The 19753-nt window shown below is 61.7% G+C and carries 19 protein-coding genes, 1 pseudogene and 1 riboswitch; of the genes and pseudogenes, 4 read left to right on the top strand and 16 right to left on the bottom strand.

Features of this window, described 5'->3' with window-relative positions; all coding sequences use genetic code 11:
• Window positions 1-57: 57 nt before the first annotated feature.
• Window positions 58-687: an NAD(P)H-dependent oxidoreductase gene (locus AAFO92_RS16640; protein ID WP_347536993.1), complete on the bottom strand. Its 630-nt coding sequence runs from the start codon at window positions 685-687 to the stop codon at window positions 58-60.
• 42 nt (window positions 688-729) lie between these two features.
• Window positions 730-1665 (bottom strand): alpha/beta hydrolase, encoded by a 936-nt coding sequence (locus tag AAFO92_RS16635; RefSeq protein WP_347536991.1) that lies wholly within the window; start codon window positions 1663-1665, stop codon window positions 730-732.
• 189 nt (window positions 1666-1854) lie between these two features.
• On the opposite strand from AAFO92_RS16635, the gene AAFO92_RS16630 reads away from it, so the two are divergent.
• Window positions 1855-2466: a CGNR zinc finger domain-containing protein gene (locus AAFO92_RS16630; protein ID WP_347536989.1), complete on the top strand. Its 612-nt coding sequence runs from the start codon at window positions 1855-1857 to the stop codon at window positions 2464-2466.
• Window positions 2467-2670: 204 nt separating this feature from the next.
• Here AAFO92_RS16630 and AAFO92_RS16625 read toward each other — a convergent pair.
• From AAFO92_RS16625 to miaB, 9 genes and pseudogenes are all read right to left on the bottom strand, one after another.
• A pseudogene (locus AAFO92_RS16625) lies at window positions 2671-3429 on the bottom strand (ISKra4 family transposase); the annotation flags it as partial.
• Between the two features lie 47 nt (window positions 3430-3476).
• Window positions 3477-4658, bottom strand: coding sequence for a methionine adenosyltransferase (gene metK, locus AAFO92_RS16620; RefSeq protein ID WP_347536987.1), 1182 nt, complete (start codon window positions 4656-4658; stop codon window positions 3477-3479).
• 5 nt (window positions 4659-4663) lie between these two features.
• Window positions 4664-4713: riboswitch (SAM-SAH riboswitch) on the bottom strand.
• Window positions 4714-4856: 143 nt separating this feature from the next.
• Window positions 4857-6380, bottom strand: coding sequence for an apolipoprotein N-acyltransferase (gene lnt, locus AAFO92_RS16615; protein ID WP_347536985.1), 1524 nt, complete (start codon window positions 6378-6380; stop codon window positions 4857-4859).
• Window positions 6373-7260, bottom strand: a complete 888-nt coding sequence (locus AAFO92_RS16610; RefSeq protein ID WP_347536984.1) for a hemolysin family protein — start codon at window positions 7258-7260, stop codon at window positions 6373-6375. Before AAFO92_RS16610 ends, lnt begins: the two co-directional genes overlap by 8 nt.
• 45 nt (window positions 7261-7305) lie before the next feature.
• Window positions 7306-7794, bottom strand: a complete 489-nt coding sequence (gene ybeY / locus AAFO92_RS16605; protein ID WP_347537327.1) for an rRNA maturation RNase YbeY — start codon at window positions 7792-7794, stop codon at window positions 7306-7308.
• A gap of 16 nt (window positions 7795-7810) precedes the next feature.
• Window positions 7811-8818 carry a PhoH family protein gene (locus AAFO92_RS16600; RefSeq protein WP_347536982.1) on the bottom strand — a complete coding sequence of 336 codons (1008 nt, stop codon included), beginning with the start codon at window positions 8816-8818 and terminating at the stop codon, window positions 7811-7813.
• Window positions 8819-8967: 149 nt separating this feature from the next.
• Window positions 8968-9282 carry a hypothetical protein gene (locus tag AAFO92_RS16595; RefSeq protein ID WP_347536981.1) on the bottom strand — a complete coding sequence of 105 codons (315 nt, stop codon included), beginning with the start codon at window positions 9280-9282 and terminating at the stop codon, window positions 8968-8970.
• Window positions 9283-9293: 11 nt separating this feature from the next.
• Window positions 9294-9860 (bottom strand): OmpA family protein, encoded by a 567-nt coding sequence (locus AAFO92_RS16590; RefSeq protein WP_347536979.1) that lies wholly within the window; start codon window positions 9858-9860, stop codon window positions 9294-9296.
• Window positions 9861-10095: 235 nt separating this feature from the next.
• Window positions 10096-11430 carry a tRNA (N6-isopentenyl adenosine(37)-C2)-methylthiotransferase MiaB gene (miaB, locus tag AAFO92_RS16585; RefSeq protein ID WP_347536977.1) on the bottom strand — a complete coding sequence of 445 codons (1335 nt, stop codon included), beginning with the start codon at window positions 11428-11430 and terminating at the stop codon, window positions 10096-10098.
• Between the two features lie 109 nt (window positions 11431-11539).
• Between miaB and AAFO92_RS16580 the strand changes: the two genes are divergently transcribed.
• Window positions 11540-12409: a hypothetical protein gene (locus AAFO92_RS16580; protein ID WP_347537325.1), complete on the top strand. Its 870-nt coding sequence runs from the start codon at window positions 11540-11542 to the stop codon at window positions 12407-12409.
• Between the two features lie 60 nt (window positions 12410-12469).
• Here the strand turns inward: AAFO92_RS16580 and rnc are convergent, their stop codons facing one another.
• From rnc to ileS, 4 genes are all read right to left on the bottom strand, one after another.
• On the bottom strand, window positions 12470-13153 hold the full coding sequence (rnc, locus tag AAFO92_RS16575) for a ribonuclease III (protein ID WP_347536975.1): 684 nt from the start codon (window positions 13151-13153) through the stop codon (window positions 12470-12472).
• Window positions 13150-13986 carry a signal peptidase I gene (lepB, locus tag AAFO92_RS16570; protein WP_347536973.1) on the bottom strand — a complete coding sequence of 279 codons (837 nt, stop codon included), beginning with the start codon at window positions 13984-13986 and terminating at the stop codon, window positions 13150-13152. Before lepB ends, rnc begins: the two co-directional genes overlap by 4 nt.
• 96 nt (window positions 13987-14082) lie before the next feature.
• Window positions 14083-14469, bottom strand: a complete 387-nt coding sequence (locus AAFO92_RS16565) for a nuclear transport factor 2 family protein (RefSeq protein ID WP_347536971.1) — start codon at window positions 14467-14469, stop codon at window positions 14083-14085.
• A gap of 21 nt (window positions 14470-14490) precedes the next feature.
• On the bottom strand, window positions 14491-17421 hold the full coding sequence (ileS, locus tag AAFO92_RS16560) for an isoleucine--tRNA ligase (RefSeq protein ID WP_347536969.1): 2931 nt from the start codon (window positions 17419-17421) through the stop codon (window positions 14491-14493).
• Window positions 17422-17670: 249 nt separating this feature from the next.
• Here ileS and AAFO92_RS16555 point away from each other — a divergent pair, with 249 nt between their 5' ends.
• Window positions 17671-18867: an NAD(P)/FAD-dependent oxidoreductase gene (locus AAFO92_RS16555; protein WP_347536967.1), complete on the top strand. Its 1197-nt coding sequence runs from the start codon at window positions 17671-17673 to the stop codon at window positions 18865-18867.
• Between the two features lie 55 nt (window positions 18868-18922).
• Window positions 18923-19333 (top strand): group III truncated hemoglobin, encoded by a 411-nt coding sequence (locus tag AAFO92_RS16550; RefSeq protein WP_347536965.1) that lies wholly within the window; start codon window positions 18923-18925, stop codon window positions 19331-19333.
• Between the two features lie 145 nt (window positions 19334-19478).
• Here AAFO92_RS16550 and AAFO92_RS16545 read toward each other — a convergent pair whose 3' ends face one another.
• Window positions 19479-19736, bottom strand: coding sequence for a hypothetical protein (locus AAFO92_RS16545; RefSeq protein WP_347536963.1), 258 nt, complete (start codon window positions 19734-19736; stop codon window positions 19479-19481).
• Window positions 19737-19753 lie beyond the last annotated feature (17 nt).

The raw sequence follows: 19753 nt of genomic DNA, 5'->3' as shown, positions 1-19753 counted from the left end.
GCTCCTGCCGCCGCCCACGCGGCAGTAGGACGATTTTGGGTAAAGATTGACGCCCGGTCAGGCTGTCTCGCGCACCAGCCCGGTTGCCTTCTGAAGGGCGGTCTTTTTGTCACCTTCAGGATCGCTCGTCAGGAGTGACGGCTGGAACCGCACATCGCGGACTTCCTTAATGCCAATAAAGTCCAGCCACCATGACAGGTATTCCGAATGAAAATCGCTGCCGTATTTTTGGGGGGCACCCGGGGCCCACACGCCGGACGTATAAAACACGAGTGCCCGCTTACCTTCGAGCAGCCCGGAATAGCCGGCCTCGGGCTCGAACCCGAACAGCAGCCCGGGCTGGGTGATAATGTCGATATATTGTTTCAGCTTGTAGGGTATGCCCCCGTTCCACATCGGAACGGACATCACATAGACATCAGCACGGGTGAAACGAGATGTGATCTTGACAACCTGGTCCCAGGCCGATTGTTGGGTCGAGCCCATTTCCCCGACACCGAAAAAGGTCATCTTGGCCGCGGATTTGTCACCGTCGAATTCCGGTAGATCTTCTTTCCACAATTCCAGGGTGTCCACGGTCATGGATGGATCCGCTTGTGTTGCCGCATTGAGGTAGGCCTCGGCCATTTTCGTGGATTGCGATGTCTCACCCCGCGGGGAGGCGATGATGTGAAGAACTTTGGTCATTTGCTTGGTTTCCTGTTTGCCAGAGGGTGGGAAGGGCGGCGACTAGCGCGCCATGAAGCGATGGACGGCATCGCTGATCTCCCTGGAATGTGTCTCCAGGGCGAAATGGCCGGCATCGAAAAGTTGAACGTCGGCATCCGGCACAAGCTCTTGGATGGCTTCGACACCGTCGATCAGGAAGAACGGGTCGTTGCGGCCCCAAACAATGAGAGTGTCCGGCTGATGTTCGGCCAAATAGGCTTGCCATGCCGGGTACTGGGCCACGTTATCCTGATAGTTCCACAGGTATTCCAGTTGGATCTCCTGGTTGCCTGGGCGATCCAGTCCGGCTTGGTCGTTGATCCAGGCGTCCGGGCTGATGCGGTGGGTAAGGCTGGCGCCTTCCGTGTATTGCCACTTGGTGGTTTCCGGCGTGAGGAACCCGCGCAGGGGTGCCTCCGTCTCAGGGGTCCTGTTTTCCCAGAATGGCGCTAAATGGCCAACGATATCCGGGTTCCATCCCTGCGCATGAATGGTCGCGTTCTGGATGATGATCCCGTCGACCTTGTCCGGATCGGATTGCGCCAGACGAAACCCGACCGGCCCGCCATAATCCTGCATGAAAAGGGTGTAGCTGGAGATGTTCAGCGTTTCCGTGAACTCCGCGATGGTCGCCGACAGGGTCGCGAAATCGTAGTCGTAGGCACCTGCGTCCGGTGCCGAAGACTGACCAAAGCCGGGATAGTCGGGTGCGATGACGCGATAGTTTTCCGCCAGTTCCGGGATCAGGTCCCGAAACATATGCGATGAGGACGGGAAACCGTGGAGAAGCAAGATCGTCGGGGCGGACGTGGGCCCTGCTTCGCGGTAAAACACGGAAACGTCGCCGATCTCGACCGAACCGTAGATCACTTGACGGTTTTCTCCGGCGACTGCCTGTTCAGGCAAACCGGACGACGCGATCAACAACGCGCCTGCGATTGGAAGAAGGTTCTTCATCGGATGCACTCCGTAGTAACTGTTGTATTAGTGTTTAGACGGTTACCAAATTGCGAATATGCGTGCCCATTGGCAAGTCACATTTTTTTGTCCTGACATGCAAAAAAAGTAACTTGCTAAATTAAATTTCGATGGTTATATGGTGCCTTCTGCCCAAGTTCAACTGCGAAGAAAGGAGGTTCAGACACCATGGGTGATGTGCGACCAGCACCGTTTTTCGTCGGAGACAGCGCGGCGTTGGATTTTGTCAATTCGATTGCTATGCCAAGATCAGTTGAGTTCGAATGGCTCGCATCCGGTGCAGACGTGCTGGACTGGTTGGTCCAATCCGGGCTCGCACGCGAAGAAGATATTTCTGATCTGAGACAGCCTCGGCATCGCCCCGCGCTGGATTTGGCCGCCGACGACATCCGGGCGTTTCGAGAAGAATTCCGAGCGTTTGTCTGCAGCGTGAGCGATAAAAACAAGGTGCCTGCTGATCACCCGATGATCGAGAGAGTTAACCATCTGATGCAAGCCGGGGATCAGTCGTTGCACCTGGTTTCGAACAATTCCGATGGCGGTGAATTTATGCTGAACGTAATCCATAGAATGCAAACCGCCGAAGATCTCTTGCCACGCATTGCCGCCGCTTGCGCTGAGCTCATTGCCGAGGCTGATTTCACGCATGTGCGAAGATGTCAGGGATCTGGCTGTACCATGTTCTTTCGCGATGTGAGCAAGAACCACAAACGACGGTGGTGCAGCATGGAGTTATGCGGCAATCGAGCCAAAGCTGCGGCTTATAGAAATCGTTCTTGAAGCGATGGGTCCAATAGACAGTCCTGTCGTCACGCCGCACTCTTGAGCTGCGCTCAAGGGGACAGTTTTGGTTCTCTTCCTACCCAAAAGCCGCCAAAAAATTGCCGGCGATTTTCGAGATGCGCATTTAAATTTGAAAGAGCGAGGGGAAGACTTCTCATGCAAACCTTGCGCGCAGGTGGTATGAGCAAAACTTGGTGGTCGGGCGGCAATTCCTGAAACAGACAGCCTTCCATCGAGGACGGCCACCTTTGTAACGGCAACTCGATGCGCGCCTTGCGGTGACCATCTCATGCGACGTCGCTTGTCCATCTGCGCATTGCCGATCTCATCGACGCAACCCTCTGCGCGCGATGACGAGACAGCCAGCCCGTTTCGGTGTCTATGACCATAATTCGCGAGCGCGTCAAAGTTTTTGGAAAGATATGTATAGAGATCCTGGAATCGGGCTTTGACTCGTCTCGTAATTGTACGCAGGTCTCTGCTTTCTCTGGGCAAACGATCGCAGTCGATCATGAGAATATTAAGGTTGGTTGCAGCCGTCATCACCTTCCCGTGCCAAAGGTGCCAACGCAGGGTTCGCGCGGGGCGCTCGAAGAGTTGTGGAAACCCTTCGAAGTCCTTTGTTTGTAGCAAACCCTGAATGGCATTTTCGAAATGCCGTACACGCATCGAGATATGCCACCAGTCGAGGATGTGGGTCACCGGGCCGTGAACTGCACGCCGCGCCAGAATTGGCAAAGTCGGCTCTCCGTCTGAAACCACAGCCACCTGGCTCTGGCCGTTCCAGCCTTACGAGATGAGATCATTCCGGAGCTGTGTTGCGGGAGACTTACTCGCGTCTTGAACCAAGCCAAAACACCGGCTCATGCAGCGGTTCTCAACCTTGCCGACCACGACTTCGAGGTGACGCTTCTGATATTCCGGCCGTCAGCGGACTTGGGCGCCGTCGAGGAAAACGGTCGGTGGATATACTGCACCTTCCCTTAAGTCACCGGAAACTGACCGGATCAGACCGCTCCTTTCAGCGCCTCGACCAGATCGGTCTTTTCCCAGCTGAAACCGCCATCTGCTTCGGGCTCGCGGCCAAAGTGGCCGTAGGCCGCGGTGCGCTGATAGATGGGTTTGTTCAGTTCCAGATGTTCGCGGATGCCGCGCGGGCTCAGGTCCATGCACTGGCGAATGGCGCGTTCGATAGCGGCCGGATCGACCTCGCCGGTGCCGTGGGTGTCGGCATAGATCGACAGCGGCTTGCTGACCCCGATCGCATAGCTCAGCTGGATCGTGCAGCGTTCGGCCATGCCGGCGGCCACCACATTCTTGGCCAGGTAGCGCGCCGCATAGGCGGCCGAGCGGTCGACCTTGGTCGGATCCTTGCCGGAAAACGCGCCGCCGCCATGCGGGGCCGCCCCGCCATAGGTATCGACGATGATCTTGCGGCCGGTCAGGCCCGCGTCGCCATCCGGACCGCCGATCACGAATTTACCGGTCGGGTTGACGTGCCATTCGGTCTCGGCCGTTAGCCAACCGTCTGGCAGAACCTCGCGGATATAGGGCTCGACGATGGTGCGGATGTCGTCGCTGGTCAACGCCTCGTCCAGATGCTGCGTGCTGAGCACGAGAGAGGTCACGCCCACCGGCTTGCCATCCTCGTATTGCACCGAAAGCTGGCTCTTGGCGTCGGGGCCAAGCGTAGGCTCGGTGCCGTTCTTGCGCACCTCTGCCAGGCGGCGCAGGATCGCATGGCTGAACTGTATCGGCGCGGGCATCAGCGCCTCGGTCTCGTTGGTGGCAAAGCCGAACATGATGCCCTGATCGCCGGCACCCTCGTCCTTGTTGTCGGCGGCATTGACACCCTGGGCGATATGCGCCGATTGCTCGTGCAGCAGGTTGGTGATTTCGCAGGTCTGCCAGTGGAACTTGTCCTGCTCATAGCCGATATCGCGGATGCAGTCGCGGGTGATCTCGTCAATCCGGCCCATGTATTCATGCAGCTTGTCCTGGTCGGACAGGCCAACTTCTCCGCCGATGACGACGCGGTTGGTCGTTGCAAAGGTTTCGGCCGCGACACGCGCCTGCGGCTCTTGCGACAGGAAGGCATCCAGAACCGCATCGGAAATCCGGTCACAAACCTTGTCGGGGTGGCCCTCTGATACCGATTCAGAGGTGAAAACATAATTGCTACGGGCCATGAGATCGCTCCATTAAAAAGATCACCGCCACGCCAGGAAGCCGTTGTGACGGGGTTCGGCACTGGTTAAGCCCGCGCCGGGAGCGCGTCAATCGCTAAAGCGGTTTGCCGTCAATTACGCCGGTACTGGCGGGAATTCGTCTACAAAACGCGCGTTGGCGCGGGATTGGTTCCGAATCGGTCACTGACAGCGGGCGCGCTATGTCGTGCGTCGCCCGGCCCGCCGCACCAGCGTCACCCCTGCCAGCACAAGAACAAGCACCGCCAGGATGGGCAGATCACCGATCCGGGCATAGAACGTGGGCGGATGCGGCAGCGGCAAGGGCGCGTCGACCCAGCCCGCCTGCCCCAGGGGCAAATGATGTGTGATAAGTCCGTTTGCATCGATCATAGCCGACACGCCGGTATTGGCGACCCGGACCATCGGCAGGCCCTGTTCGACACTGCGCAGCCGGGCCTGCGCCAGGTGCTGATAGGGGCCCGAGACCTTGCCGAACCAGGCGTCGTTGGTAATGAGCAGGATGAAATCCGCGCGTTCCGGTGCCGCGCGCAGATCGCGGGCAAAGACGCTTTCATAGCAGATCAGCGGCAGCGCCTTGCCAAGGTCTCCAAGGTCGATGATCTGTCCGCGTGGCCCGGCGCTGAACCCGTTGCCGTTCTGTGCGGCAATCCCGGCGATGCCGAATCGCGCCATGAAGTCACCGAAGGGAACAAACTCGCCAAAAGGCACGAGGTGGTGTTTGTCATAAAGGGCCGCGAGTTCTCCACCCGCGCCCAGTGTCACCAGTGAGTTGTAGATCCGCGGACCGTCCAGCCGCTGCAATCCCGCTATCACGGGCACCCCGCCCGCCGCGTCCGACATCGAGCCGAAAGCCGCATCGGCGTTCTGCAGCAGCACCGGCACCGAGGTTTCGGGCCAGACGATCAGATCGGGGCGCGAAGGCCCCGCCGCGGAAAATTCCAGCTGGCGGTTGAAAAAGACCGGCATCATCGCCGGATCCCATTTTTCATGCTGCGCGGCGTTGGGCTGGATCAGGCGAATCATCGGGCGTTCCACCGACGCGGTGTGGGCGGGTACATTGACGACCGGGCCGGTCAGGTAAAGCACCGCCACAGAGGACAGCGTGACACCCCCGGCGATACGCTGGCCCGACACCAGGTGCCAAAGGCCCGCCGCCGCAGCCATCAGGGTTGCTGTCAGGCCAAGCGACCCGATGAAGGATGCCCATTGCAACATCGGCGTGTCGATCCAGGCATGACCGACCTGTGCCCAGGGGAAACCGGTGAAAAGGTATCCGCGCAACCATGCCGCCAGCGTGAAACAGACGATCAGCGCCAGCGCGCCGCCCCCCGCCGCCCGTGCCGCCGTGAAAGCCAGGGCCCAGTAGGACGCCAGAAAGGCCGAGAGGCCCACCAGCGCAAACGGCGCCATCCAGCCATGACGCGCGACATCGACCAGGAACGGCTCGATTATCCAGCTGAGGGCAAGCATGAAATACCCGAGGCCGGCGATCCCGCCCAGCAGAGCGGCCTGACGAGGGCCGGCGGTCTGGCGGAACAGGGCAAAGATCAGCGCCAGCGACAGAATGGTCAGCGGCCAGAGGCCCCAAGGCGCCTGCCCAAGCGCGCCAAGCGCCCCCAGACCAAGATAAACCAACGCCTGAAATATACCGCGCATCCCGTTGATACGGCGTACAAAACCGAGATCCGCAGTATCAGCCATCAGATTGACCGGGCAAGCTGACCTTGAGCCGCTTGATGCGGCGCGGGTCAGCATCCATTACCTCGATCATCACACCGGTTGGATGCTCGACCACCTCACCGCGGGACGGCACGCGGCCCAGAAGCATGAAGACCAGCCCGCCAAGCGTGTCGATCTCTTCTTCGTCCACTTCGTCCGCCTCTGTCAGGGAAATGCCGATCTCGTCCTCGAACTCGTCCAGCGGGGTCTTGGCCAGCGCAAGGTAATGGCCCGACGATTCCTGGGTCCAGTAGCCGCCCTCGTCGATATCATGTTCATCCTCGATCTCGCCCACGACCTGCTCGATCAGATCCTCGATCGTGACCAGACCGTCGACACCGCCATATTCGTCGATCACCAGCGCCATGTGCCGCCGTTCGGCCTGCATCTTTTGCAGCAGAACGCCGATGGGCATCGACGGCGGTACAAAAAGCAGCGGGCGCAGCATCCGCTTGAGCGAGAATCGGCCACCTGCGCCATTGAAACCATGTTTCAGCGCCAGATCCTTGAGGTGAACGAAGCCAATCGGCGTGTCCAAGGTGCCCTTGTAGACCGGCAGGCGCGTCAGCCCGCTGTCGCGAAACACCTGCACCAGATCATCCTTGCCGATGGTCGAGGCAACCGAAACGATGTCCGCCTTGGGAATAGCCGCATCTTCGACCGCCATATGGCGCAGGTTGCCGATTCCCGGCTGCCCTTCGGCCCGCGGGCTGGTCGCATCCTCGTGGAGATCCGCGTGTTCGTCACCGGGGCTGAGCGCCCCGAAAATCCGGCGGAAAAACCCGCCCTGTTCCTCTTCGTCCTGGCCTTCCGGCTGCGCGCGCTGCGCTGCGTTAGAGGATCCGTCGATACTTTCGCCCATTCTCTCTTTCCAAAAAATTGCAGTGCTCAGGTGGCCCCACGCCGGTTAATATGGGTCAGAAAGCCCCAGTTTGCCAAGTACCTCCACCTCTGTCGCCTGCATCAGGGTGGCATCTTCGTCACGGATATGATCATAACCCAAAAGATGTAACACCGCATGAACGATCAGGTGAGTTACATGGTCGCTGAGCGGTTTCTGGCCCTCGGACGCTTCGCGCGCGCAGGTTTCATAGGCGATGGCAATGTCGCCCAGTTCGGGATCGAACCCGGGTTGCGGCAGGTCGGGCACGGCTCCAGCAGCGTCGGCGCCGCGTTCCTCGCTGGGCCAGCTCAGCACATTGGTCGGCTGCGGCCTGTCCCGGAAATCGCCGTTCAACACCGTGATCCGCGCATCGTCACATCCCAGGATGCTGATTTCCCAATCGGCGGGGTCAAGGCCCAGATGCGCCAATGTCGCTGTCGCCGCACGTTCCGACAGCCCCGCCAGTTCTGCTGCGGTCCAGCGGTCATCTTCGATCAGGGTGTCGGTCAGCATCTCGGGCCGCAAGGTCTCAGGTGTCGGCCTCATACGCCTCGATGATCGCGGCGACAAGCGGGTGGCGCACCACGTCCTTGGCGGTGAAATAGCTGAAGCTGATGTCCTTGATGGATTTCAGCAGGCGTTCGGCATCGTGCAGGCCGCTGGTCACGCCACGCGGCAGGTCGATCTGGCTGCGGTCGCCGGTGATGACCATGCGCGAGCCCTCGCCCAGGCGGGTCAGGAACATCTTCATCTGCATCGAGGTGGCGTTCTGCGCCTCGTCCAGCACCACGAAGGCATTGGACAGCGTGCGGCCGCGCATGAAGGCCAGCGGCGCGATCTCGATCCGCTTGTCCTCGATCAGCTTGGCCAGCTGCTTGCCCGGCAGGAAATCGTTCAGCGCATCGTAGAGCGGCTGCATATAGGGATCGACCTTGTCCTTCATGTCGCCGGGCAGATAGCCCAGCTTTTCCCCGGCCTCGACCGCGGGGCGGCTGAGGATGATCCGGTCGACATGCCCTTCGATGAACATCGACACGCCCGCGGCCACGGCCAGGTAGGTCTTGCCGGTGCCCGCGGGTCCGATACCAAAGGCCAGCTCCTTGGAAAACAGCGCGCGCACGTAATCCTTCTGCGCCTCGGTGCGTGGCTCGACCAGCTTCTTGCGGGTCTTGATCTCGACCGCGCCGCCCTTGAACATCTCAAGCTGGTCGCCGTCGCGGCTGCCGGTGCCTGCTTCGGATCCACCCATGCGCAGTTCACGGTCGATATCGCCGTATTCGACGGGTTTGCCGGTTTCCAGCCGTTCATAAAGCGCCTGCAACACGGCGATCGCCTCTTTCGCCGGCGCTTCCTCGCCCACGGCCACAAGCTGATTGCCGCGGCGCATGATCTGTACGCTCAGATTCTGCTCGATCTCGGCAAGATTTCTGTCGAATTCGCCACACAGGTCGATCAGCAGTCGGTTATCGGGAAATTCCACGGCCTCTTCGTGTTGCACGATCGGGTCGAGGGGCTGAGGCAATTCACCGCTGATCAATCAAGTCTCCTGGGAAAGGCTTTCGTTTTGGAAATCGTGCCAACTTGTCCCGGTGGGTGCAAGGGCCCATTGCAGATTGTTGCCGGAAGTTAACGAAAAAGCCGCACGGGGATTGCCCGCGCGGCCAATTGCATTGATCTGCTTCGGGATCAGAAGGTGTCGGCCACCGTCTGCCTGCCCTGGAACGGGCCAGTCACGTGGGTGGGCGGCGCCACGCCGGAACAAACCGGCTTGCCATCGCGATCCAGCCGCTGCGAGAGATAGCCCTCGATCCCATCGTCGATGATCCAGTGGTCGCACCCGTTGGGATCGACCCAGATACCCGCCTGCAACTGGCTGAGATGCTTGCGCTTGAATCCATAGTCGATCGACTTGTCCTCGCCGACCTGACCGCCGCCGCCCTCACCGCAGGCGCCCAGCATTCCGACGGCAGAAAGGCACAATATCACGTTCCTGATGCGCATGACCTTCCCCCTCACTTGATACACATGATTTCGACGCGGCGGTTCTTGGCCATGCCGGCGACGGTGGCGTTCGACGCCTTGGGCTGCCTCTCGCCATAGCCGCGCACGCCGTTGATCCGCGCACCGGCGGCCGTGGCGATGCGCGCCACCGCGTTGGCGCGGCGCAATGACAGGTCCATGTTATAGGCGTCCGATGCCCGGCTGTCGGTATGGCCGGTGATGATGAACCCCCGCGCATTGGTCTGCTGGAAGAAACTGCGCAGCCGCGCCCTGCCGGCGCTGCTGATCCGGGCGCTGTCAGTGGCGAACAGCTGGTCCGAACTGACAACGCCACAGAGGTTGCCGCGCCGGCAGACGGGTTTGCCGTCGCGTGTCACATGCGGGGTCATGAAGCCTTCGAACCCGTCATCCATCACCCAGTGCTCGCACCCGTCGGGATCGACCCAGATGGTTGGAATGTAGCGTTCTGACTTGGACGCGGTGCCACCCGATTGCGCCCAGCCGGCGCTTGCGGTCACGGCAATGCCGATGGCAGCTGCCAGCCCCGTCAGCATCGCGTTTGCTGTTGTTGGTTTCATCTCCGCCACAGCCCCCTGTTTCTTGCTCACGTTTCAACACGGAGGGCCGGGGCCACGTCGGGCGCAGCACGAGCCCCCACTCGTACAAATTCCGGAGAGTGTAGCGCGAAATGGCCGTTTGGGAAGAGAAATAACCAGATATTGTGTCCGAGTGGGAAACAATGCCCAGAGATTGCGGCGGATTGGCCGCAACCTACCTACTTCATCCGTTTTTCAGCGGTTGTCTCCGAGGGGTCTATTCCGCCGCGTGGCGCAACACTTCGCCTGAGAGTGAATTGGCGCCACTTTCCACAACCTTCACGGGCAGTATGTCGCCGCTTTGCAGGCTGGAATCGGTCACATGCACCGCGTGCAGATAGTCGGATTTGCCCACCATCTGACCGTCAAGCCGGCCCGGCTTTTCGAACAGCACATTGACGGTCCGGCCCACCATCGCCTCCTGCGCGGCGCGTTGCTGACGGGTGATAAGCGCCTGAAGCCGCTGCAGACGGTCGGATTTCACCTCTTCGTCAACCTGCGCGCGTTCGGCCGCCGGCGTGCCGGGGCGAGTCGAGTATTTGAACGAATAGGCATAGCCGTAATTGACCTCTTCGATCAGGTTCATCGTGGCCTGGAAATCCTCTTCCGTCTCTTCCGGGAAGCCGACGATGAAATCCCCTGACATCAGGATGTCGGGCCGCGCGGCGCGGATACGTTCGATCAGCCGCAGGTAGCTTTCGGCAGTATGGCTGCGGTTCATCCGTTTGAGGATCTTGTCGCTGCCCGACTGCACCGGCAAATGCAGGTAGGGCATCAGCTTGTCGCAGGTGCCGTGCGCCTCGATCAGGTCGTCGCTCATGTCATTGGGATGGCTGGTGGTGAACCGGATGCGGGCCAGCCCGTCGATCTTGTCGAGCTCCCAGATCAGTTGCGCAAGGCTCATGTCGCCATTTGGTCCCGCGCCGTGGTAGGCGTTGACATTCTGGCCCAGCAGGGTGATCTCGCGCACCCCGCGCTCGACCAGGTCGCGCGCCTCTTCCAGGATGCGATCCGCCGGACGGCTCACCTCGGCACCGCGTGTATAGGGCACCACGCAGAAGGCGCAGAACTTGTCGCACCCCTCCTGCACGGTCAGAAAGGCGGTCGGGCCGCGCTTGGCCTTGGGCCGGGTCCGCAGCGTATCGAACTTGTCGTCCAGCGGGAAATCGGTGTGGAGCGCCTTGGCCCCCTGCCGCGTTCTCGCTTCCATCTGCGGCAGGCGGTGATAGCTCTGCGGGCCCACCACCAGGTCCACCAGCGGCTGGCGGCGCATGATCTCTTCGCCCTCGGCCTGGGCGACACAGCCCGCGACACCGATCTTCAGGTCGGGCTTGGCATCCTTGAGCTCGCGGAACCGGCCCAGTTCGGAATAAACCTTTTCGGCAGCTTTTTCGCGTATATGGCAGGTATTGAGCAGGATCATGTCGGCATCGTCGGGCGAACCGGTCTCGACATAGCCTGCCCCGCCCATGGCCTCGGCCATGCGTTCGCTGTCATAGACGTTCATCTGGCACCCGTAGGTCTTGATGAACAGTTTCTTTGGCTCTGCCATCGGTCCGGTCCTCTGCCGCGTTTCAGGGGGCCTGACTACATCAACTTGCGGGTCTCTTGCAATGCGCCTGGATTTCGCCGATTCTGACGCCAAAAGATTAAGGGCAATGATGCAGTATCCCGACCTCAAGACGTTTCTGGCAAAGGAAAAGACCGCCCTGTCCAAGGGGCCGGTCGCGATGATCTTCGTCGAGGACGAGGTCGAGGTGGATACGACCATCCGCCACCACCTCGATTCGGGGTTCAAGCAGATGCTGATACTAATCCCGCCGGCCTTTGCCCTGCCCGATGACGTGGTGGCGCGGGTGCACCGGATCGATTTCGACCTGGTCGCCGGGGATGATTTCACCATGGCCGTCAACCAGGTCATCGCCGCCGCGCCCGGCGCCTGGCTTTATTACTGTTTCAACGCCGAATACCTGTTCTTCCCCTTCTGCGAGACGCGCAGCGTCGGCGAAATGCTGGCCTTTCACACCGAAGAACGCCGCGATGCCATGCTCACCTACGTGATCGACCTCTATGCCGGGGATCTCTATGCCCACAAGAATGCCGTTTCGTTGGAGGACGCGCATCTGGACAAGTCCGGCTATTACGCGCTGGCCCGCAACGATCCGGACAATCACAACCACCCTAAGGAACGGCAACTGGATTTCTTCGGCGGGCTGCGCTGGCGCTACGAGGAACATATCCCCACGCCGCGCCGCAACATCGACCGCATCGCGCTGTTCCGTGCCAAGCCCGAACTGAAACTGTCAGAAAACCATCGTTTCAACGACGAGGAATACAACACCTATGCCTGCCCCTGGCATCACAACCTGACCGCGGCCATCGTATCGTTCCGCACCGCCAAGGCACTCAAGCGCAACCCCGGCTCGACCTTCGATATCGAGACCTTCAAGTGGCATAATTCCACCCCGTTCGAATGGCATTCACGGCAATTGCTGGACCTGGGGCTGATGGAACCGGGGCAGTGGTTCTGACCGCGCGTGCTGCAGCCGCCTGGCACTGACCGCGCGGCGCGCATCAAGCCCAGCCTGCAATCAGGTGTCTTCGACCCGCTTCAGCATCGCCTTGGCGGCGGCTTGTTCGGCCTGGCGTTTCGATCCGGCGGTGGCCACCTGCGGCGTCTGGCCGTCAAGCCGGGCTTCGATGGTGAATTCGGGGGCGTGATCGGGGCCGGAACGCCCGGTTTCGACATAGAGCGGCGGCGGCAGCCCCCGCGCCTGGGCCCATTCCTGCAACGCGGTCTTGGGGTCGCGGGCGTCGGATTTGACGGTGCGGATGCGATCCCCCCAGAGCCGCAGGATCATGTCGCGGGACGTATCGAAACCAGCATCCAGATAGACCGCGGCGATCACCGCCTCCATCGCGTCCCCCAGAAGCGCCTGTTTGCGCCGCCCGCCCGAGACCATCTCGGACCGGCCCAGTTTCAGCACCGCGCCCAGATCGACCTGCCGCGCGACGTCGGCACAGGCTTCCTTGCGCACCAGCGCGTTGAACCGCGGGGCAAGCTGGCCTTCGGTGGCGGATTTGTCATGCTCCAGAACCGCCTGCGCCATTACCAGCCCCAGCACCCTGTCACCCAGGAATTCCAGCCGCTGGTTATCCTCGCGCGTGGGCGAGGACATCGACGAATGCGTGACCGCGCGCACCAGCAGCGCGGGGTTGGAAAATTCATGCCCCAGCCGCGCCTCAAGCGCCTTCAGCTCGGCCCCCAGCTTCAATCCAGCCTCTTGAAGAACCGGTCGCTGCGCCAGGTCCAGAAGAACAGCATCGAGCGGCCCGCGGACGAAAACATCACCCGGCCAGCCCGGCCGATCAGGTTCTCATAGGGCACATACCCGACCCCGGCCGCGGCAGGCGGAACGCGCGAGTCGGTCGAGTTGTCGCGGTTGTCGCCCATGAAGAAATAATGCCCCGCCGGCACTGTGTAGACGCCGGTATTGTCGTGGCGCTGCTGCGCGATGTTCAGGATGCTGTGCGAGCGTCCGTTCGGTAGGGTCTCGATCTGACGGGACTTCTGGCAAGCGCCCCCCTCTCCCACCACGCCGTTCTCACAGCGCGGATGGTTGCGCAGCGGTCCCTGCGGGCCGAAAACCTCTTCGAAAACCCCGGCATCCTCCAGTTTGACCGGCGTGCCGTTGATATGCAGAACGGCGTTTTTCATCTGGATCCGGTCCCCCGGCAACCCGACAACGCGCTTGATGAAATCCGTACCGTTCACCGGGTGGCGGAAAACGATGATGTCGCCGCGTTCCGGCTCGGACCCCATGATCCGGGTATTGTCGCCATCCAGGAAACCGCAGATATCCTTGGCGTCGATGTCGATGCCCAGCCGCTGAATGCGGATCGAGGGGCAGGAAGCGTAGGAATAGCCATAGGCCATCTTGTTGACAAAGAGGAAATCACCGATCAGCAGCGTGTCCTTCATCGACCCCGAAGGTATCCAGAACGGCTGATAGAACACGGTCCGAAAGACGCCGGCAATCAACAGCGCATAGACGATCGTCTTGATGGTCTCGACGATCGCGTTTTTCGGTTTTTCTTCCGAGGCCATTGGCAACTCTCCGGCGTGTCTGGGTCTGGGCGCTACATGAGCAGCATCGGTCCGGGTGTCAAGCGGCGCAGGAACACGCCCGGCAGGCCCGCCCGGTTAAAATAGTCCGTTGTCGTTGGCCGAGGTCTCGCCGATTACCTGCAAGACGTCCCAATGTTCGACAATCTTGCCTTTGTCATCGAAGCGGAAAATGTCGATCCCCGCATAATTGTCGCTGCCGGGCCAGATCTGCTCACAATGCAACACGACGAAGTTATCTTCGGCGATGGCCTTGTGAAACCGCGTCTGCTTGCCGGGATATTCCCTTGCCATCCGTTCGAAATAGTCAACAAAGGCATCCTTGCCGTCGCCCACATGCGGGTTGTGCTGGATGTACACATCACCAACAAAGGTATCGATCGCTTCGCGCGGTTTGCACCGGTTGAACATCATGTCGTAAAACACCATGGCGTTGGCCTTGTTGCGCTCGGTATCCGCGGCCATCTCAGGATTTCCTTTCCGCGCTCATGCCGAAGCCGCGCCCGACGCGGCGTGGTCCAGTGCCGTGCTGCAGCGCCCACAAGTGCCGGGATGGGCATGGTTGCCGACATCCGGCAGGATCTTCCAGCAGCGCTGGCATTTCCCGCCCTCGGCCTTCTCGAACACCACGGTCACGCCGTCCACCTCGGGCAGGCGGAACGCCTCGGCCGGGCTGGGATCACCGGTCAGGTAGATATCCGAGGTGATGCAGATATCCTCGAAACTGACCGATTTCAGCACCGAGAGCATGTCCGGATCACGCACATGCACCATTGGCGCGGCTTCCAGCGAGGCGCCGATGACCTTGTCGGTGCGCTGCACCTCAAGCGCCGCGGTTACCACACGCCGTGCCTGCCGGACCTTTGACCATTTCGCGGCCAACGGCTCGTCCAGCCAGTCGGCGGGGGTGGCGGGAATATCGGTCAGGTGCACCGAGCTGTCTTCGCCCGGGAACCGTTCCAGCCAGACCTCTTCCATGGTGAAGACCAGCACCGGGGCCAGCCAGGTGGTCAGCCGGTGAAAGAGGATGTCCAGCACGGTCCGTGCGGCGCGGCGGCGCGGCGTGTCACCGTCGCAATAGAGCACGTCCTTGCGGATGTCGAAATAGAAGGCGCTGAGCTCGACCGTGGCGAAATTGAACAATGCCTGGAACACGCCCTGGAAATCATAGGCGGCATAACCGGTGCGCACCTTGTGATCCAGCTCGGCCAGGCGGTGCAGCACCCAGCGTTCCAGTTCCGGCATCTCGGCGGGCTCGACCCGGTCACGATCCTCGAAATGCGCCAGCGCGCCCAGCATGAAGCGCATGGTGTTGCGCAGCCGGCGGTAGCTGTCGGCGGTGCCCTTCAGGATTTCCGGGCCGATGCGCTGATCGTTGGTGTAATCGGTCTGCGCCACCCAGAGCCGCAGGATATCGGCGCCGTATTGCTTGACCACCTCGTCCGGCACGATGGTGTTGCCCAGCGATTTGGACATCTTGTTGCCCTTCTCGTCAAGCGTGAAGCCGTGGGTCAGTACGCCGCGATAGGGCGCACAGCCCTGCGTGCCGCAGCTTTGCAGCATCGACGAGTGGAACCAGCCGCGGTGCTGGTCGGTGCCCTCCAGATAGAGATCGGCCAGCCCGTCCTCTGACCCGTCCGCGCGGTCGCGCAGCACGAAGGCGTGGGTCGAGCCTGAATCGAACCACACGTCGAGGATGTCTTCGACCTTGATCCACTCATCGTGGTCATAGTCATTGCCCAGGAACCGTTCCTTGGCGCCGGCTTTGTACCAGGCATCGGCACCTTCGGCTTCGAACGCCTCGAGGATACGGGCATTGACCGCTGCGTCGCGCAGCAAGAAGTCCGGATCGGTGGGCGGTACGCCCTTGCGGACAAAGCAGGTCAGCGGCACGCCCCAGGCGCGCTGGCGCGACAGCACCCAGTCGGGCCGCGCTTCCATCATCGAATGCAACCGGTTGCGGCCGGTTCTGGGCGTCCATTTGACATTGTCGATCTCGGTGAGCGCCCTTTGACGGATGGTTTCGCCATGCTGGTCCTGCCCGTCGCCGACCTTCTGGTCGATGGCGGCGAACCATTGCGGCGTGTTACGGTAGATGACCGGCGCCTTGGACCGCCAGCTATGCGGATAGCTGTGCTTGATCTTGCCGCGCGCCAGTAGCCCGCCGACCGAGACGAGCTTGTCGATGATCGCCTTGTTGGCATCCCCCTCGCCGCCTTTGCGCGACAGGATGTACGTGCCGCCGAAGAACGGCAGATCGGCCCGGAAAGAGCCGTCATCCATCACGTTATAGGTGATGACCTGGCTGAGCATGCCCAGATCGCGGTATAGCTCGTATTCCTCCATCCCGTGCGACGGCGCACAATGCACGAAGCCGGTGCCTTCCTCATCGGTGACGAAATCGGCGGCGCGGAAATCACGCAGGTCGTCCCATTCGCCATTGGCGCCCTCGGCCCCGGCCAGCGGGTGTTGCAGCGACAGGCCGGCAAGTTCATCAGCCGTCACGTCGCGCACGCGGGTCCACTGACCCTCGGCCAGCCGCGCGCGGGTCAACACATCCGCCGCCAGCTTGTCGGCAAGCAGGAACCGGTCGCCGACACTGGCCCAGCACTCCTCGGGCGTGGCGGTGACTTCGTAAAGCCCGTACGAAAAATTCTCGCCATAAACCACCGCCTTGTTCGAGGGGATCGTCCAGGGGGTGGTGGTCCAGATGACAACAGATGCGCCTTGCAGATCACCTTCTGTGGCCACGCGGAACTTCACCCAGATGGTAAAACTTTCCTTATCGTGATACTCCACCTCGGCCTCAGCCAGGGCGGTCTGTTCGATCGGCGACCACATCACCGGTTTCGAACCCTGGTAGAGCGTGCCGTTCATCAGGAATTTCTGGAATTCCTCGGCGATGATACGCTCGGCCCGGAAATCCATCGTCAGGTAGGGTTTCGACCATTTGCCGGTCACGCCCAGGCGCTTGAACTCGTCGCGCTGGATGTCGATCCAGCCCTCGGCAAATTTGCGGCATTCCTGGCGGAAGTCGACGATATCGACCTCATCCTTGTTGCGGCCCTTCTTGCGGTATTGTTCCTCGATCTTCCATTCGATCGGCAGTCCGTGGCAGTCCCAGCCGGGGATGTAGCGCGCGTCGCGGCCCATCATCTGCTGACTGCGCACCACCATGTCCTTGAGGATCTTATTGAGCGCGTGGCCGATATGCAGATGCCCGTTGGCGTAGGGCGGGCCGTCATGCAGGGTGAAGGGCTTGCGGCCGTCTGCCTTCTTGCGCAGCGTGTCGTAGATGCCGATCCGGTTCCAGCGCTCCAGCCACTCGGGCTCGCGCTTGGGCAGGCCCGCGCGCATCGGGAAATCGGTCTTGGGCAGGTTCAGCGTGTCTTTGTAGTCGGGGGTTTCGGCGCACATCGGTGGCGTCCTTCATATGCGTGTCTTACTGGGATGTCTGGGGGCGGCGCGTTGGCACATACGCCTTGTCCCGGCGGCTCGATCTGCTCAGAGCGCCGGGCATATAATTCGAATAATGATCGCCAGAATGCGGGTCATGACGCGCCTTATAGGCCGGGCCAGAGGCCGCGTCCAGAGGGCGTCGCGCACCGCGTCAGATTGCCGGGTGCATATTCCCGATGCCCGGCATAGATTGGCGCAAAAGACAGTATGGCAGACAAGATGCAGCAGCTTGAAATCGGAATTGCCGGGGCCGGGATCGGCGGGCTGGCCGCGGCCACGGCGCTGGCACGAGACGGGCACGCGGTATCGCTGTTCGACCAGTTCGACACGCCGCGCCCGGTCGGTTCGGGCCTGGTGATTCAGCCGGTGGGCCAGGCGGTGCTGGCGCGCATCGGCGCCGATACGCTGGCCCATGGCCACGGGCAGGTGGTGACCCACATGCTGGGACATGAGGCGCGGCGCGGGCGGGTGGTGCTGGATGTCTCCTATGACCCGTCTGGAGATCCGGCACGTTGCGGGTTGGCGATCCACCGGGCGGCGCTTTTTCACGCGCTGTTCGAGGCCGCCCGGGCCACCGGAGTCGAAGTGATCACCCACAGCGCCGTCATGGGGTTTCACGATGGCCGGCTGAGTTTTGACGATGGCAGGGACAGTCAGCGGTTTGACCTTGTTATCGACGCCAGCGGCGCCGGGTCGCCCCTATCGCCGCTGCGCGCGCGCGATCTGCCCTATGGGGCGGTCTGGGGTACGGTGGACTGGCCCGATAACGCGCCTTTCCCCGAGCATCAGCTATCGCAACGCTACCGCGCCGCCCGCAACATGGTGGGCGTGTTGCCGGTTGGCACCCTACCTGGAGGCGGCCCCCGGAAGGCGGCGATATTCTGGTCGCTACCACGGGAAGGGATCGCGGATTTCCAGCAAAAACCCCTGTCAGAATGGAAGGCGGCGGCAACTGCGCTCTGGCCCGAATTCGCACCGTTCTTGCAGGGCATTTCCGATCATGGACAGCTGACTCCGGCCTTCTACGGCCACGGAACCTTGCGCCGACCCGTTGCGCCCGGTCTGGTGCATATCGGGGATGCCGCCCATCGGGCCAGTCCGCAACTTGGCCAGGGGGCGAATATGGCGCTGCTTGATGCCTGGGCGCTGACTTTGGCGCTGCGGGATAGCCCGACCCTCGACGCGGCGCTAAACCTTTATTGCGACCGCCGAAAACGCCATCTCTGGATTTATCAGCTCATGAGCGCGGTGTTTACCCCGATGTACCAGTCGAACAGCCGCATTCTGCCCCTGATCCGCGACCATGTGCTGGCGCCGTTGTCGGGCGTGCCGCCCGGCCCGCGGCTCTTGTCCCGGATCGTGTGCGGCGATCTGATCGCGCCGCTGCGCGGGTGTGATATCTGATACATTTCCGAACTGCCGCCTTGCAAGCCCGGGCCACACGCGGCAGGTAAAGGGCATGACCACCGCCCTGCCCCCGCGCTTTGCCATCACCCGCCCGGAAATCGAGCGGGTCGTGGCGGTGTTCTACGCCGATGTGCGCGCGCACCCGATGCTGGGGCCGGTTTTTGCCGTGCACGTTACCGACTGGCCCGCGCATGAGGCCCAGGTGGCGGATTTCTGGGCCAACACGATCCTGCATGAGCGCAGCTATGAGGGCAGTCCGGTTGAGGCGCATGTGAAGGCGGGCAATGTGCGCCCGGGCATGTTCGACAGCTGGCTGGGCCTGTTCGATGCGACCCTGCGCGCCGAGCTGACGCCGGATCAGGCCGCCGCGTGGTCGGCGCTGGCGCATCGCATCGGGCGTTCCCTGCGCGCCGCCGTGGTCGACCGTGAAAAACTCCCGGGCGGGATACCGAAGCTGCGCTGACACATCGGCTACCGCACCAGACGATATTGGCGACGCGGGGCGGCATCGACACCGACAGCCAGGCGACACCCCGCCCGGACCCCTCGGCCCCGGCTTGGTCGGCAATATCCATGTGGCGGTATCCGTGTTGGAGTCGATCAGGCGCTCAGAGCTGCAATTTGCTGATCGCGGCCTGGACGATCTTGCGGCTGGTGCTGCCTTCGTCCGTTGCCGCTTCGAACTTCTCCATGGCGAACAGGGCGTATTGCTTCATCTGGGGGCCGTAATGCTCGTCCTGCCAGGCGGCAGCGGCAATGGTACAGACCAGCGCAAACATGACGAATCGCGCATAGAACCGGGCGGTTCTTGCCCGTGTCTTGTAGCGCTCCTGCCGCGCTTCTCGTTTTACAAACGCAAACTCCATGCCGGAACGGTGACAGC

The organism is Roseovarius sp. CAU 1744, from assembly GCF_039839345.1.
In the GTDB taxonomy this organism is placed as follows: Bacteria; Pseudomonadota; Alphaproteobacteria; order Rhodobacterales; family Rhodobacteraceae; genus Roseovarius.
This window is presented reverse-complemented; position numbering and strand designations above follow the sequence as displayed.